The organism is Sphingomonas sp. (genome assembly GCF_041661825.1).
Lineage (GTDB): Bacteria > Pseudomonadota > Alphaproteobacteria > Sphingomonadales > Sphingomonadaceae > Sphingomonas.
On record NZ_JBAZTU010000004.1, the window covers coordinates 506,915 to 521,459 of the forward strand.

Consider the following 14,545-nt stretch of genomic DNA (forward strand, 5'->3'; position numbering starts at 1 on the left):
ATCCCCCCGGCCATGCCTCATCTCTACCTTGTCGACGGCTCGGGTTATATCTTCCGCGCCTATCACCGGCTCCCCCCGCTGACCAATGTGCACGGCGAACCCGTCGGCGCGGTCTATGGCTATACGACGATGCTGTGGAAGCTCGCCGACGAGCTGCACAAGGCCGACGGGCCGACGCATATGGCCGTCATCCTCGACAAATCGAGCCATACGTTCCGCAACGAGCTTTACGACAAGTACAAGGCGCAGCGTCCGCCACCGCCCGAAGACCTGATCCCGCAGTTCCCGATGATTCGCGACGCGACGCGCGCCTTCTCGCTGCCATGCATCGAGGAGGAGGGGCTCGAGGCGGACGATATCATCGCGAGCTATGCCAAGGCGGCGCTGCGCGAGGGCTGGTCGGTCACCATCGTCAGCTCCGACAAGGATCTGATGCAGCTGATCGAACCAGGGCTCGACCTGTACGACACGATGAACAACCGGCGGCTTGGCCCCGAGCATGTCATGGAGAAGTTCGGCGTGATGCCGGACCGGCTGGGCGACGTGCTGGGCCTGATGGGCGACAGCGTCGACAACGTGCCGGGCGTGCCCGGCGTGGGCCCGAAGACCGCGGCCAAACTGATCCAGGAACATGGCGATATCGAAGGCGTGCTCGCCGCCGCCCCGTCGATGAAGCCGGGCAAGCTGCGCGACAATCTGATCGAGCATGCTGACAATGCCCGGCTCTCGCGTGTGCTGGTGACCCTGAAGGACGATGCGCCGCTGGCCGACCCCCTCGAATCGCTTGAGCTGCAGGGGATTCCCGAGGCGCCGCTGCGCGCCTTCCTCGAGCATCATGGCTTCAAGTCGCTGCTCGCCAAGCTCTCCGCCGTGGCGGACGCGCCGGTCGAGGCGCCCAAGAGCGTGCCGCAGGAGGAGGACCCGCCCTGCAATCACGACGGTTACGAGACGGTAATCGACGAAGCGGCGCTGGACGACTGGATCGCCAAGGCGCGCTACCAGGGCTGGATCGCGATCGACACCGAGACGACGGGGGTCGATGCGACGCGCGCCGAGCTGGTCGGGGTCAGCATGGCGCTTCAGCCGAACAAGGCGTGCTACATCCCGCTCGCCCATGGCGGCACCGGGTTGTTCGCCGAAAAGCCGGAACAGATCGCGCCGGCAGCGGCGCTGGAGAAACTCAAGGCGCTGTTCGAAGATCCGGGCGTGCTCAAGATCGGGCACAATCTCAAATACGACATGATCGTGCTCGGGCGGCTCGGCATCGATGTTGCGCCGCATGACGACACGATCCTGATGAGCTTCGATCTCGATGCCGGCCTGCATGGCCACGGCATGGACGAGCTGGCCGCGACGCATCTGTCGCACAGCTGCATCGCGTTCAAGGATGTGGTCGGTACCGGCAAGAGCCAGTTGCAGTTCAACGAGATCGATCTTGTCGCCGCCACGCGCTACGCCGCCGAGGATGCCGACGTCACCCTGCGGCTATGGCGTCGGTTCAAGCCACGGCTACCGGCCGAGGGTGCGACGCGAGTCTATGAGATGGTCGACCGGCCGCTCGCCCCGGTGATCGCGCAGATGGAGCGGCACGGCATCAGGGTCGACCGGGAGAAGCTGTCGCAGCTTTCGACCGAGTTCGCCCATTCGATCGCCGCGCTGGAAACCGAGATCCACGGCCTTGCCGGCGGGCCCTTCACCATTGGCAGCCCCAAGCAGCTTGGCGACGTGCTGTTCGAGCGGATGGGGATCAAGGGCGGACGGAAGGGCAAGTCGGGCGTCTATTCGACTGACGTCAACGAGTTGGAGCGGATCGCAGCCGACAAGGACTCACCAGGCAAGGTGATCGCGGAACGGGTGCTAGACTGGCGCCAGTTGTCTAAGCTGAAATCGACCTATACCGATGCGCTTCAGGCGCAGATCAACCCGGAGACGGGCCGGGTCCACACCAGCTATTCGCTGACCGGCGCGCAGACCGGGCGACTCTCCTCGACTGACCCGAACCTGCAGAACATCCCGATCCGCACCGAGATTGGCCGGCAAATCCGCGACGCCTTCGTCGCCGAGTCGGGCAATGTGCTACTTGCCGCCGACTATTCGCAGATCGAGCTGCGGCTTGCCGCGCATATGGCGGACGTGCCGGCGCTGAAGGCCGCGTTCGCCAATCGCGACGACATCCACAGCCTGACCGCGCAGGAACTGTTCGGCGAGGTCAATCGCGACACGCGCGGACGCGCCAAGACGATCAACTTCGCGATCCTCTACGGCATCTCGCGCTGGGGTCTGGCCGGAAGGCTCGACGTGACGGCGGACGAAGCGCAGGGCATGATCGACCGCTATTTCGAACGCTTCCCCGGCATCAACCATTATATCGTCGAGACGACCGAGAAGGCGCGCGAAAAGGGCTATACCGAGACGCTGTTCGGCCGGAAGACGCATTTTCCGCGGCTGAAATCGAAGATCCAGCACGAGCGCCAGGGCGCCGAGCGCGCCGCGATCAACGCGCCGATCCAGGGCACCAGCGCCGACATCATCAAGCGTGCGATGGTGCGGATGGGGCCGGCGTTGCTCGAAGCCGGGCTGCCGAACGTGCGCATGCTGCTGCAGGTACATGACGAACTGGTGTTCGAGCTGCCCGAGGGTGACGTCGAGGCGGCAAAGCCCGTCATCGAGCGCGTCATGGCGACCGCGGCCGAGCCTGCCGTGGTGCTCAGCGTGCCGCTCGGCATCGAGATCGGCGTGGGCGCCAGCTGGGGAGCGGCGCATTGACCATTCCGGTCGCCGCCGATGACGGGGGCTCCGAGGATCTGAAGGCGCTCGCCAAGGGCGGGCGGACCAACATCCTCGGCTTTGCGTTGCGGCTTCTGGCGCGGCTGCCTTTCCTGTTCATTGCCGGCCGAGTCTATGGTCCGGATATCGTCGGCCGGTTCGCGCTCGCCGTGGTGGTGGTCGAGTTGGCCGCGCTGCTTGCGACCCTGGGGCTGAAGCGCGGGCTTGCCCAGGCGCTGTCCTCGTCCGAACGGCCGCACGTCCACGTCGCCTGGGATGCGATGGCCGTGGCGTTCTGTGCCTCGCTGATCGCGAGCAGCGTACTGATCGCGATTCCCGAGGTGATGTTCCCCAACAGCCCGATCCAGGGGATGGACCGGTGGCTGCCCTGCATCGTCTTCGCGATCGCCTGGTCCGACGTCAGCCTGGCGGCGCTCGCCTATCGCCGCAACGTCAAGGCGACGGTGACCGCGCGCGCGGTCGTCGAACCCTGGACGATCAGCATCGCCGCCTATGCCTTCTCCTTCATCTCGCTGCGCGACGGGCTGTTCTATTCCTATATCCTGTCGATGGCGGCGGCGCTGATCGCTTCGCTGATCCCGTTCGTGCGCAGCTACGGCCTGCCTTATGGCTGGCGACCGCGGGTGGTGCGCCTGTTCGCCATGGCGAGCCGCAACGTACCGCTGGCCGGCGCCGATGCGATCGAATGGAGCACGCGCAACGTCGACCGCTTCATCCTGGGCGTGATGTTCGAGCCGAAGATCGTCGGCATCTACTATATGGCGCAGCAGGTCGCCTCGCTGCCCGCCAAGCTGAAGACCAGCTTCGACCCGATCCTGGGGCCGGTGATCACCGCCAGCCTGGCGAGGAACGACCGCGAGGCAGTGGCGGCACAGGTGCGGCAGGTCGGTTTCTGGATCATGGCGGCGCAGGCGGGCCTGGCGCTGATGGGATCGATTCCGGGCGAGGCCGTGATGGGCGTGGTCGGTCCGCAATTCGTCGCCGGCACCGCCGCGCTCGCGTTCTTGCTAACCGCCGAGGTGGCCGCCTCGACCGGTGCGGTGTGCGAATCCGCGCTCGTCTATATCGCGCGGATGCGAAACCTCGCGATCTCGCTGTTCATGCTGGGATTCCAGATCGCGCTGAGCTTCGCCCTGATCTTCGCGATGCGCGCGGTGGGCTGGCCGGTCAATTTCCAGGCGGCGGGACCAGCGGTCGCCTTGCTGATCTCGCTGGGGATCAGTTCGATCATCAAGGCGAACTTCCTGTCCTACCTGCTCAAGGCGCGCGTCTCGGGCCTCCGCCGACCCTTGATCTGGGCAGCGGTGGCGGCGATTGCGGTCGGCACGGTCTTCACCTCGCTGCCCAAGCGCTATGAATGGGCCGAGCTGATCATCGGCTTGCCGGCGATCTTTGCGAGCTATGCCTTCGTGCTGCACCGCTGGGCGTTCGGCGTCGAGGATCGCGCGCTGTTCGGCAAGATCCCCGCAGCAGAAGAAGCCGTTCCAACCTGACGATCAGTGGCGGAAGTGGCGCATCCCGGTGAACACCATTGCCAGGCCAGCGTCGTCCGCTGCCGCGATCACCTCGTCATCGCGGATCGAGCCGCCCGGCTGGATCACCGCCGTCGCCCCCGCCTCGACTGCTGCGAGCAGGCCGTCGGCGAAGGGGAAAAAGGCGTCCGACGCGACGGCCGAGCCGATCGTGCGCGGCGTCGCCCAGCCGGCCTTGTCGGCAGCGTCCTTTGCCTTCCACGCGGCGATGCGTGCGGATTCGAGGCGGTTCATCTGCCCCGCACCGATCCCAACCGTCGCGCCGCCCTTGGCGTAGACGATCGCATTCGACTTGACGTGCTTGGCGACCGTCCAGGCGAAGCGACAATCGGCGAGCTCGGCCTCGGTCGGCTGACGCTTCGTCACCACCTTGAGATCAGGCGCCGCGCCATTGTCGCGGGTCTGGACCAGCCAGCCACCGGTGATCGACTTGGCCATGATGCCGTTCCGCGCCGCATCGGGCAGGTCGCCGGTAAGCAGCAGGCGAAGATTCTTCTTCGCCGCGAAGATCGCGAGCGCGGCTTCGTCCGCGTCCGGCGCGATCACCACTTCAGTGAAGATGCCCGAGATCGCGCGCGCGGTCGCTTCGTCGAGCGCGCGGTTCAGGGCGATGATGCCGCCGAACGCCGACACGGTGTCGCAGGCGAACGCTTCGGCATAAGCCTGCTCGATCGTCGAGGCCGTCGCGACGCCGCAAGGGTTGGCGTGCTTGACGATCACGACGGTCGGCTCCGCATCGCGGAATTCGCTGACCAACTCGAGCGCAGCATCGGCGTCGTTGTAGTTGTTGTAGCTGAGCTCCTTGCCCTGCACCTGCCGCGCCTGACCTACGCCGCGCGCGGCAGGACCGGTGGCGGTGTAGAAGGCGGCGGACTGATGCGGGTTCTCGCCGTAACGCAGCGTCGCGCCGCGCTTCAGCGTGATCGGCAGGGTTTCCGGGAAGGCTTCGCCCTGGTCGGCAAAACCGAACCAGCTTGCGATCATGCCGTCATAGCTGGCGGTCGCCGCAAAGGCGCGGGCCGCAAGGCGCTTGCGCAGGTCAAGCGTGGTCGCACCATCGCCTGCGTCCATCTCGGCGATGAGCGCGTCATAGTCCGCTGGATCGGTGACGATCGCGACAAAGGCGTGGTTCTTCGCTGCCGAACGCACCATCGACGGGCCGCCGATATCGATATTCTCGATGATCTCCGGCCGGTCGGCGCCTTTCATCACCGTCTGGAGGAAGGGATAGAGGTTCACCACCACCAGATCGATCGCGCCGATGCCGTGCTCCTCCATCGAGGCGACATGCGCCGCATCGTCGCGCACCGCGAGCAGGCCGCCATGGACCTTGGGATGAAGCGTCTTCACCCGGCCGTCCATCATCTCCGGGAAACCGGTCAGGTCGGCGATGTCGCGCACCTCGAGCCCGGCATCGCGCAGCGCGGCGGCGGTGCCGCCGGTCGAGACCAGTTCCACGCCGTGCCGGGCGAGCGCCCGGCCGAGATCGACGATGCCGGTCTTGTCGGACACCGACAACAGGGCGCGGCGGATGGTGATGGCGGTCATGGGCACTCCGGGGTGAGGGATTGCGCGCCCCTCTGCCGCCTCAGGTCGCGCGCTTCAAGGCCCAGCTGACGCTGGCGCCGCCAGCGGGCGATTCTCCCGAGACGACGAGCTGGTGAGTCGGCTGCGGACGGCCTTCACTGTCGACCCACAGGCTGTCCTCGACCGCCAGCGTGCCGCCGCGGCAGCGGAACTGCCAGAGCACGCCGCCGGGCAGGCGCAAAAGGGCGGCCATGCCGTCAGCGGTGGGCGAGACCGACACACCTTGGCCGAGATGGAAGCGGATCGCGAAGGCGGTCGCGGCGAGCTTGCGCTTCTTGCTTGCGGGCAGGAGCATGTCCTCGCCGCGCAGCTCGCGCCCGTCGCCCGACAGGACGAGCTGGCGGCGGTGGAGGAAGCCGTAGCGCTTGGCATAGCCGTCATGGCTTGCTTCGATCCGGCTCGACGCCTCGCTTTCCTGTCGCGCCAACTCGACCTCGGCGACGCCGCGGCCGAGCGTGCCATCGGCGTGGATCGCGGTCGAGTTGCTGTCGCCGACGATCAGGGTCGAATGCGCCGCCGTAGTGCGCAGGCCATCGGCGAGCGCCGTCGGCAGCTGCGCAACGGAAGCGCGGGCGCCGCCGCAATTGACGACCAGGCGGTGCGGCCCGTCGGAGAATTCGAAGGCGAGGGTCGAAGCACAACCGCCCTCGACCAGCCGGGCGATCGGCGGGGGTGCCGCATCCATGATCAGCACCGCGGCGCCGGCGGCGAGCCGCTGATAGCCCCAGTCGCGGGCCTGGCGGAGTGGGCGGGTTCGTATGCCGGTCGCGGCGATGATCGGGTCGAGCGTTTCGCCGGATACGGGCCCGCCACCTTGCCAACTGGAAAGCCCGCGATCTCCGTGACATACGCCGAGCAGCGCCGGCACCATGCGCGCAAGCACCGCAGCGATCGCGGGCTGCTCCACCAGCCGGCGGGCGGCGTACACTTCCTTCAGGCTGGTCAGCAGCATGATGATATCGAGCTGGGCCAGAGGCGAGCGCGCGACGCTGCCGCCATCCTCGAACACCGAGACCGACAGGGCCTTGGCCAGAGCGGATTCGGTCGAGCCCCGCCGCGCGTCCCCGCCCGGGATCAGCAGTCCGGCCGCGACCACACCGCATAGCGCCGCGACGCGCGGGGCGCCGGGCGGCAATTTGTCGGCACCGCGATCGATATGCCGCGCCCCGCGGGCGAGCGTGTTGAGCACGAGGCTGCGATAGACCAGGTCAGTGCTCGACAGGATCAACGGGGCGTGCGCCGTCCAGAGCAGGATCCGGCGGCCCCAGAGATCCGCACGCCAGGCCGGTTCGCTGACCGTATCGGCATGGGCGGCGAGCCAGCGGCGCATCAGATCCTCGGCGATCGGGGTCGCCTGGCCGCGCGTTGCCACGGTCGAGAGATCGCGAAGCCAGAGGAAGCTGTGGAAATAATCGCCGAACGCGCGCGAGAAATCGGGCTTGGCGAGATTGAGATCGGCGATGACGCGGGTTTCGCCGCGCAGGGTCAGCTTGCCGTCGAGCAGGGCATGGCCACGACGCGGATCGCCGAGAAAGGGATCGTCGGGAACGGCGATCAGCTTCAACGGATGGCGCCCCTTCAACCGCATGCCGTGAATCGGCGTCCTCCAGGTCAGTCGGTGGAAATATTCGGTGAGCCGGTCAGCCAGCGATAGCCCTTTGTCGCCGCCCAACCGAATCAACCGCTTGCCTTCTTCGATGCCGTCGGCGCCGGAATCGCGACCGCCGTCGGTCACCCGCCTCTCAGAGCAAGGATGTTGGATGCATAAGCCGAGGGGCCGCCGCGGAAGGTCGCCGTGCCCGCCACCAGCGCATCGGCACCGGCGGCGATCGCCTCGCGCGCCGTCACCGCGTCGATGCCGCCATCGACCTCGAGATCCACGCTCAGCCCGGCCTTGTCGATCATCTTGCGCACGCTTTCGATCTTGCGCAGCGCGCTGGGGATGAAGCCCTGGCCGCCGAACCCGGGATTGACGCTCATCACCAGCACCAGATCGACTTCCTCGATCAGATAGTCGAGCGCCTTGGCCGGGGTCTGCGGCGTCAGCACCACGCCGGCCCGCTTGCCGAGCTTGCGGATGTGCTGGAGGCTGCGATGCGTGTGCGGCCCGGCCTCGACATGGATGCTGATGATGTCGGCGCCGGCTTCAGCGAATTGATCGAGGAACGGATCAACCGGCGCGATCATCAAATGGACGTCGAGCGGCTTGGTGGTGTGCGGGCGAAGCGCCTTCACCACTGCCGGGCCGATCGTGATGTTGGGCACGAAATGGCCGTCCATCACATCGACATGGATCCAGTCGGCGCCGGCCGCGTCGATCGCGCGCACCTCCTCGCCAAGACGCGCGAAATCGGCGGAGAGGATCGACGGGGCGATACGGACGGGCTGTTGCATGACCGATTCCTTAGCACGCGTGATTCGCGCGGCAAGGAAAGTCAGGCCGCACGGCGCAATCTGGCGATGAAGAAACCGTCGCAGCCGCCTTCGTCGCCGAGCATGCCCGGCAAGGTACGGACCCAGCCACGCTGATGCGGTGGGACACCCTTGGGCAATTCCTCGTCGCGCACCGGATCGATCGCGAACTCGGGCTGCGCCGCGAGAAAGGCCATAAGCTGCTCCTCGCCTTCGGCGCGTTCGAGCGAGCAGGTGGCATAGAGCAAAGTCCCGCCCGGCTTCACCCATTTGGCGGCGCGGGCAAGAAGTTGCGCCTGCACGCGCGCCATTTCGGCGATCACTCGGGGATTCACACGGTGAAGTACATCCGGGTGGCGCCGGAAGATGCCGGTCGCGCTGCACGGCGCGTCGAGCAGCACGGCGTCGGCGGGCGCATCCGGGGACCATTTGAGGAGGTCGGCGGCGATGACCGTCGCGTCGAGATGCGTACGCTCCAGATTCTCACGAAGTCGCGCCAGACGACTTTCCGAGGAATCGATCGACGTCACGCTCCAGCCGGCGCTGGCGAGCTGCATCGTCTTGCCGCCGGGCGCCGAGCAGAGATCGAGCGCGACACCCTGGCCCCTGCCGATCAGTCGCGCGGGAAGCGAGGCAGCGATATCCTGCACCCACCAGCCGCCTTCCTCGAAACCCGGAAGCTCCCGAACGTTCGTGCTGGCGAGGCGGATATGGCCGGGGAGCAGCGAGATGCCCTCCACTTCCTCGGCCAAAGCCTTCGTCCCTGCCGGATCAGCCAAGGTCAGATCGAGCGGCGGGGGTGCCGCGATCGCCCGTTCCGCGGCACCGACCTGATCTTCGCCCCAGGCATTCTGCCAGCGTGCTTCGACATCCTCGGGCAGGGTGGGAAATTCAGGGAGCGTGGCAGCGCCGCGCATCAGGGTGCCGAACACGCCGTGGACCAGCTTGCGCGGGCCGCCATCGACCAGCGGCAGCACGGTCGAGATCGCGGCATGCGGCGGCGTACCGAGCGCCAGCGCCTGGACCAATGCGATACGCAGGGCGAATCGCGCCTTGGCGTCATCGGGCAGGCGGCTGCGCGTCGCCGAATCGATCAGCAGGTCGAGATCGGGCAAGCGGCGGAGCGTTTCCGCGGCGATGGCATGCGCGAGCGCGCGATCGTCGCTGCGGTCGATCCCCTGAGTCGCGCGGTCGAGGGCGGCCTCGAGCGGCAGGCCCTGGCGGAGCACCGCGTCGAGCAGCTTCAGCGCGGCGCGGCGGGCGGGTACGCCGGGCGGATCGGCGGGGCGGTCGGCGGATTGGCGTGGAGGTCGGGTCAAATCGCTTGAACTCGTGTCGTGACGGGTGGATGGGGTGGCAAGCAGCATCCGGGATGAACCGCCATGGGCCGCCGCCCGCCACATGTGAAGCCGCCAGCCTATCTTTCCAAGAGCCCGCCGGTGCCGAAACCCGATCCCAAACCCGCGCCCGAGGCGGAAAACGATCCGCTCGGGCTCGACCCGACGCGCTATGGCGACTGGACGCTCAAGGGAATCGCGGTCGATTTCTAGGCGCCGAGTCGGCAGGCGCTTCCAACTTTTCCGCTGTTAAGCTCCGTTTCTTTTTTTCGGCGCTTTTTTCCGCTGTTAAGTTGGATTTTGCGCCCGGATTTCTCCTGCGCGAACAGCGGCTTGAAGACGCTTTTCCCTGTTATGGAATAACAGCGGAAAAATGCGCCGTTAACAGTGGCGGTTTTCGCCGTAACAGGGGCGAAATACGCCCCATAAATACCGACGATGCGAAAGAGCGCAGACCGCGCCGAAGCGGGTCCGGTCGTGACGCTATCGTCGCTTGCCGGCATTTGAATCGACCGCCGCGGATCGGACGGAGATCAGGCCAGCAGATCCCGCAGCTTGCCCACCGTATTCCAGTTGCGCATCGTCGCGAGCTTGGGGAATTTGAGCTTCGCCATGGCAGGCCCGAGCTTCGAATGGCCGACATCTTCGGGATAATCGATATAGAGTTCCCGATCGATCGCCTTCAGCCGCTCCGGCCCGTCATAGATGGTGGGAATCTTCTCGATCAGGCCGTCCGGCACGGGATCGCGGTGGAAGGACACCAGCAGATGGTTGGGATGATCCTTCGCCGCGTCGGGGAAAGGGTTGGCGGCGATCACTGCCTCCAGTTCCTTGTGGTTGCGCACCACGACTTCGGTCTTGAGGCCCCAGGCGGCCAGCGCCTCCTCCAGCGCCGATTCCAGCGTCGCGCCGTCCGTCTCCGTGGCAGTGAAGACGACATTGCCCGAGGCAAGCAGCGTCTTGACGTCACTATGGCCCATCTTCTCGATCAGGGCCTTCAACTCGGTCATCGGGATCTTCTTGCCCCCGATGTTGATCCCCTTGAGCAGGGCTGCCCAGCGCATCACTGATCCTCCCGGGTGAGCGGCCGCGCCAGCAGCGCGCCGACGACCTCGCGCACATCGGCGCCCTCAAGCAGGGCACAGACGGCCTCGGTGACGGGCATGTCCGCGCCGACATCGGCGGCCGCTTCGCGCAGGACGGGCGCGGTGAAGGCGCCTTCCGCGACGGTGCGGCGATCCGCCATCAGGTCGCTTGCCGACTTGCCCTGGCCGAGCCCCATGCCGAGCGAGAAGTTGCGCGAGCTGGTCGACGAACAGGTGAGCACGAGATCGCCCAGCCCCGAAAGCCCGGCCAGGGTCTCCGCCCGGGCGCCGCGCGCCAGGCCGAAACGCGTCATCTCGGCGAAACCGCGCGCGATCAGCGCAGCGCGGGCGTTCTGGCCGAGCCCGGCGCCCTCGACCACGCCGCAGGCGATGGCGAGCACATTCTTGACCGCGCCGCCGATCTCCGCGCCGATGACGTCAGACGAGAAATAGGGGCGGAAGGTCGGGCCGGCGAGCCGATCGGCCAGGCGCGCGCCGAGATCCTCGCTGTCGCAGGCAAGCGTGACGGCGGTCGGCTTGCCCTGCGCGACCTCGAAAGCGAAGGTCGGGCCCGAGATCACCGCGATCGGCGCGTCGGGGTGCACCGCGCGGGCGACTTCGCCGACGAGCAGGCGCGATCCGGCCTCGATGCCCTTGGCGCAGAGCACCAGCGGCGTGGTGCCGATCGGCATCGCGCTCAGGATGCTGCGGATATGCTGGGCCGGAACGACGATCAGCAGCGCATCGCAAGCCGAAACCGCATCGAGCGACCCCGTCGCCTCGATCGAGGCGGGCAAGGGGATGTCCGGCAGGAACAGCGGATTGCGATGCGTGGCGTTGACGGCCTCGACCACTTCGGGCTCGCGCGCCCAGAGCAGGACGGGATCGCCCTCGCGCGCCGCGACGCTGGCAAGCGCCGTGCCCCAGGCACCGCCGCCGACGACTCCGATCCTCATGCCTTCACTCCAGCACCGCGCACTGCCTCCGCGCCCGGATCGAGCGGCCAGCGTGGGCGCGCCGCGACGTCGAGCGGATCGGTGAGGCCGGCGGCGAAGCGCTCCGCCCCGGCCCAGGCGATCATCGCGGCATTGTCGGTACAGAGCCACAGAGGCGGCGCGACGAAGCGCAGGCCGTTTGCCGTGGCCAAGCCCTGCAACGCCGTGCGGACCGACCGGTTCGCCGCGACGCCGCCCGCCACGACCAGTGACGTCACGCCGTCAGCCCGGCGCAGCGCCTGGGCGGTGCGGTCGATCAGGCAATCGACCACGGCGGCCTGGAAGGAAGCAGCGATATCCTCGGCGCTCCAGGTCCCGGCGTCGCGCGCGCGGGCGACGGCACTCTTCAGCCCGGCGAAGGAGAAATGCGGCTCGGCCGAGCCTTTCAGCGGGCGCGGCAGCGGTACGGCAGTCGGATCGCCAAGCTCGGCTGCGCGCTCCACCGCGGGGCCACCGGGAAACCCGAGGCCGAGCAGCTTGGCGGTTTTGTCGAAGGCTTCGCCGGCGGCGTCATCGATCGTGGTGGCGAGGCGGCGATAGGTCGCGACGCCCTCGACCAGCAGCAACTGGCAATGCCCGCCCGAGACGAGCAGCAGCAGATAGGGGAAAGCGAGATCGGGATCGGACAGACGCGGGGACAGCGCATGTCCTTCCAGATGGTTGACCGCGATCAGCGGCTTGCCGACCGCGTGCGCCAGCGCCTTGCCGGTGACGAGGCCCACCATGACGCCACCGATCAGCCCGGGCCCGGCGGTCGCGGCGATCGCGTCGACATCCGCCAGGGTCACCCCGGCATCGGCCAGGGCAGCTTCGACCAGCGGGATCAGTGCCTCGACATGCGCGCGCGCGGCAATCTCCGGCACGACACCGCCATAGGGGCGATGTTCCGCTTCCTGCCCGAGCAGGCGGTGGGCGAGGACGCGGCGGTCGCTGGTCACCAGAGCGGCGGCGGTTTCGTCGCAGCTCGATTCGAGGCCGAGGATGAGTGCCATCGCGCCTCCCTAACGGTTCGCCCCGAGCTTGTCGAAGGGCTGTGCCTTCCTCTAGAGACGCTCGCGATCATATAGATCGTCATGCCGGACTTGTTCCGGCATCCACCGCGCCGAAAGATCGCCGGCGCATGATACGCGGAAACAGTGGACCCCGGGACAAGCCCGGGGTGACGAGGTGGTTTATGCTGGGTGCCCGGCACACCCAGTCCAAACGGAGTGTTTTGTGTCCAATCCCCGCCTTCGCCTCGGTACCCGCGGATCGCCCCTTGCGCTCGTGCAGGCCGGCATGGTGCGCGATGCGATCTGTGCCTTCCAGGGCTGGATGGATGACGCTGTCGAAATCGTGCCGATCAAGACCACCGGCGACAGGGTGCAGGACCGGGCACTGGCCGAGATCGGCGGCAAGGCGCTGTGGACCAAGGAGCTCGACCGGGCGTTGATCGACGGCGAAATCGATTGCGCGGTGCATTCGATGAAGGATGTCGAGACGATCCGGCCGGCGGCGATCCGCATCGCGGCGATGCTGGCACGCGCCGATGTCCGCGACCGGCTGATCGGCGCCGGCAGCATTGCCGCGTTGCGGCAGGGCGCCGTGGTCGGGACGAGCTCGCCGCGGCGGAGCGCGCAGCTCAAGCGGATTCGGCCCGACCTCGAGACAGTGTTGTTCCGCGGCAATGTCGACACGCGCCTCGCCAAGCTGGCCGCGGGCGAGGTCGACGCCACCTTGCTCGCCGCGGCTGGGCTCGACCGGCTGGGACGTCCGGAGATCGGCGTGGCCATCCCGAATGACGTCATGCTGCCAGCGCCTGCCCAGGGAGCGGTTGGGATCGAGGCGCGCGCCGATGACGCGCGGGTGCTCGGCTGGCTGGCGGGCATCGACCATGTCGACACGCATCGCTGTGTGCTGGTGGAGCGTGCGCTGCTCGCCGCGCTCAAGGCGGATTGCCATTCGCCGGTCGCAGCGCTGGTAACGATCGATGGCGACCGGATGACGATCCGCGCCGAGTTGCTGGCGGAGGACGGCAGCGCCCATGTTGCGGGTGAGACCACGGGCCCGATCGGCGAGACCAGTGCCGATCAACTGGCGCACGACCTGCTCGACCGGGCGCCGCCTGCCGTGCGGCGGCTGTTCGCGGCATGACGCCACCCTTCGCGGTGCTGCGCCCGGAACCGGGCAACGCCGCGACCGTCGGGCGGATCGAGGCGCTGGGCCTGTGCGCGATCCGCTTGCCGCTGTTCGAGATCCGCGCGCTTGGCTGGACCGCGCCCAACCCCGCCGCGTTCGATGCGCTGCTGCTGACCAGCGCCAATGCCGTGCGCTTTGCCGGGCCGGGGCTGGAAGCGTTGCGACACCTGCCGGTATTGACGGTGGGTGCACGAACCGCGGACATCAGCCGTGCGGCGGGACTCGACGTCATGGCGGCGGGCAAGTCCGACGCTGCGTCGCTGCTCGCCCGCGACCATGGCTTTACGCGCATCTTGCATCTCGGCGGGCGCGAACGATCGATCGAGGCGGGCGGCCTGATCGCCCGGGCGATCGCGGTCTATGCCAGCGAGACGCTGCCGGTGACGGCGGAGGCGCTCGCTACCCTGGAGGGATCGATCGCGCTGCTCCATTCAGCGCGTGCCGCCACCCGGCTCGGCGACCTGGCCGACGAACAGGGCCTCCCACGGTCCTCGGTCGCCCTCGCGGCCTTCAGCCCAGCCGTCGCCGCGGCGGCGGGGGCGGGTTGGGCATGGGTCGCCACCGCCGCCACCCCGAATGACGCCGCGCTGCTCGACGCGGCGCGCGCGCGATTGACCGGGTGAGCATGCGCG

The 14,545-nt window shown here is 67.8% G+C and carries 13 protein-coding genes; 5 read left to right on the forward strand and 8 right to left on the reverse strand.

Annotated features, from left to right (window positions below; genetic code table 11):
* Positions 1 to 12: 12 nt before the first annotated feature.
* Positions 13 to 2,766 (forward strand): DNA polymerase I, encoded by a 2,754-nt coding sequence (gene polA, locus WC729_RS21010; protein WP_372856376.1) that lies wholly within the window; start codon positions 13 to 15, stop codon positions 2,764 to 2,766.
* On the forward strand, positions 2,763 to 4,280 hold the full coding sequence (locus WC729_RS21015) for a lipopolysaccharide biosynthesis protein (protein ID WP_372856377.1): 1,518 nt from the start codon (positions 2,763 to 2,765) through the stop codon (positions 4,278 to 4,280). The genes polA and WC729_RS21015 overlap by 4 nt, the downstream gene beginning before the upstream one ends.
* Positions 4,281 to 4,283: 3 nt before the next feature.
* On the opposite strand, the gene purH is transcribed toward WC729_RS21015, so the two are convergent.
* From purH to WC729_RS21035, 4 genes are read right to left on the reverse strand one after another with little or no spacing between them, the layout of a single operon-like run.
* On the reverse strand, positions 4,284 to 5,867 hold the full coding sequence (gene purH / locus WC729_RS21020) for a bifunctional phosphoribosylaminoimidazolecarboxamide formyltransferase/IMP cyclohydrolase (RefSeq protein ID WP_372856378.1): 1,584 nt from the start codon (positions 5,865 to 5,867) through the stop codon (positions 4,284 to 4,286).
* Positions 5,868 to 5,907: 40 nt separating this feature from the next.
* Positions 5,908 to 7,641, reverse strand: a complete 1,734-nt coding sequence (locus WC729_RS21025) for a heparinase II/III family protein (RefSeq protein ID WP_372856379.1) — start codon at positions 7,639 to 7,641, stop codon at positions 5,908 to 5,910.
* Entirely contained in the window at positions 7,638 to 8,300 is a 663-nt protein-coding gene (gene rpe / locus WC729_RS21030; protein WP_372856380.1) for a ribulose-phosphate 3-epimerase, read from the reverse strand. The genes WC729_RS21025 and rpe overlap by 4 nt, the downstream gene beginning before the upstream one ends.
* Positions 8,301 to 8,341: 41 nt before the next feature.
* Entirely contained in the window at positions 8,342 to 9,637 is a 1,296-nt protein-coding gene (locus WC729_RS21035; RefSeq protein WP_372856381.1) for an RsmB/NOP family class I SAM-dependent RNA methyltransferase, read from the reverse strand.
* A gap of 63 nt (positions 9,638 to 9,700) precedes the next feature.
* On the opposite strand from WC729_RS21035, the gene WC729_RS21040 reads away from it, so the two are divergent.
* The gene (locus tag WC729_RS21040; RefSeq protein WP_372856382.1) at positions 9,701 to 9,868 is read left to right on the forward strand and encodes a DUF1674 domain-containing protein; all 168 of its coding nucleotides are present in this window, start codon (positions 9,701 to 9,703) and stop codon (positions 9,866 to 9,868) included.
* Here the strand turns inward: WC729_RS21040 and WC729_RS21045 are convergent.
* From WC729_RS21045 to tsaD, 4 genes are read right to left on the reverse strand one after another with little or no spacing between them, the layout of a single operon-like run.
* Complete coding sequence (locus tag WC729_RS21045) at positions 9,865 to 10,158, reverse strand: hypothetical protein (protein ID WP_372856383.1); 294 nt, start codon at positions 10,156 to 10,158, stop codon at positions 9,865 to 9,867. The genes WC729_RS21040 and WC729_RS21045 overlap by 4 nt on opposite strands.
* A gap of 30 nt (positions 10,159 to 10,188) precedes the next feature.
* Entirely contained in the window at positions 10,189 to 10,719 is a 531-nt protein-coding gene (locus WC729_RS21050; RefSeq protein ID WP_372856384.1) for a DUF1697 domain-containing protein, read from the reverse strand.
* Entirely contained in the window at positions 10,719 to 11,696 is a 978-nt protein-coding gene (locus WC729_RS21055) for an NAD(P)H-dependent glycerol-3-phosphate dehydrogenase (RefSeq protein WP_372856385.1), read from the reverse strand. Before WC729_RS21055 ends, WC729_RS21050 begins: the two co-directional genes overlap by 1 nt.
* Complete coding sequence (gene tsaD, locus WC729_RS21060; RefSeq protein WP_372856386.1) at positions 11,693 to 12,727, reverse strand: tRNA (adenosine(37)-N6)-threonylcarbamoyltransferase complex transferase subunit TsaD; 1,035 nt, start codon at positions 12,725 to 12,727, stop codon at positions 11,693 to 11,695. Before tsaD ends, WC729_RS21055 begins: the two co-directional genes overlap by 4 nt.
* Before the next feature lie 223 nt (positions 12,728 to 12,950).
* Here tsaD and hemC point away from each other — a divergent pair, with 223 nt between their 5' ends.
* A complete protein-coding gene (hemC, locus tag WC729_RS21065) occupies positions 12,951 to 13,868 on the forward strand; it encodes a hydroxymethylbilane synthase (protein WP_372856387.1) in 918 nt (305 codons plus the stop codon).
* On the forward strand, positions 13,865 to 14,536 hold the full coding sequence (locus WC729_RS21070; RefSeq protein ID WP_372856388.1) for a uroporphyrinogen-III synthase: 672 nt from the start codon (positions 13,865 to 13,867) through the stop codon (positions 14,534 to 14,536). Before hemC ends, WC729_RS21070 begins: the two co-directional genes overlap by 4 nt.
* The last annotated feature ends 9 nt before the right edge of the window (positions 14,537 to 14,545 follow it).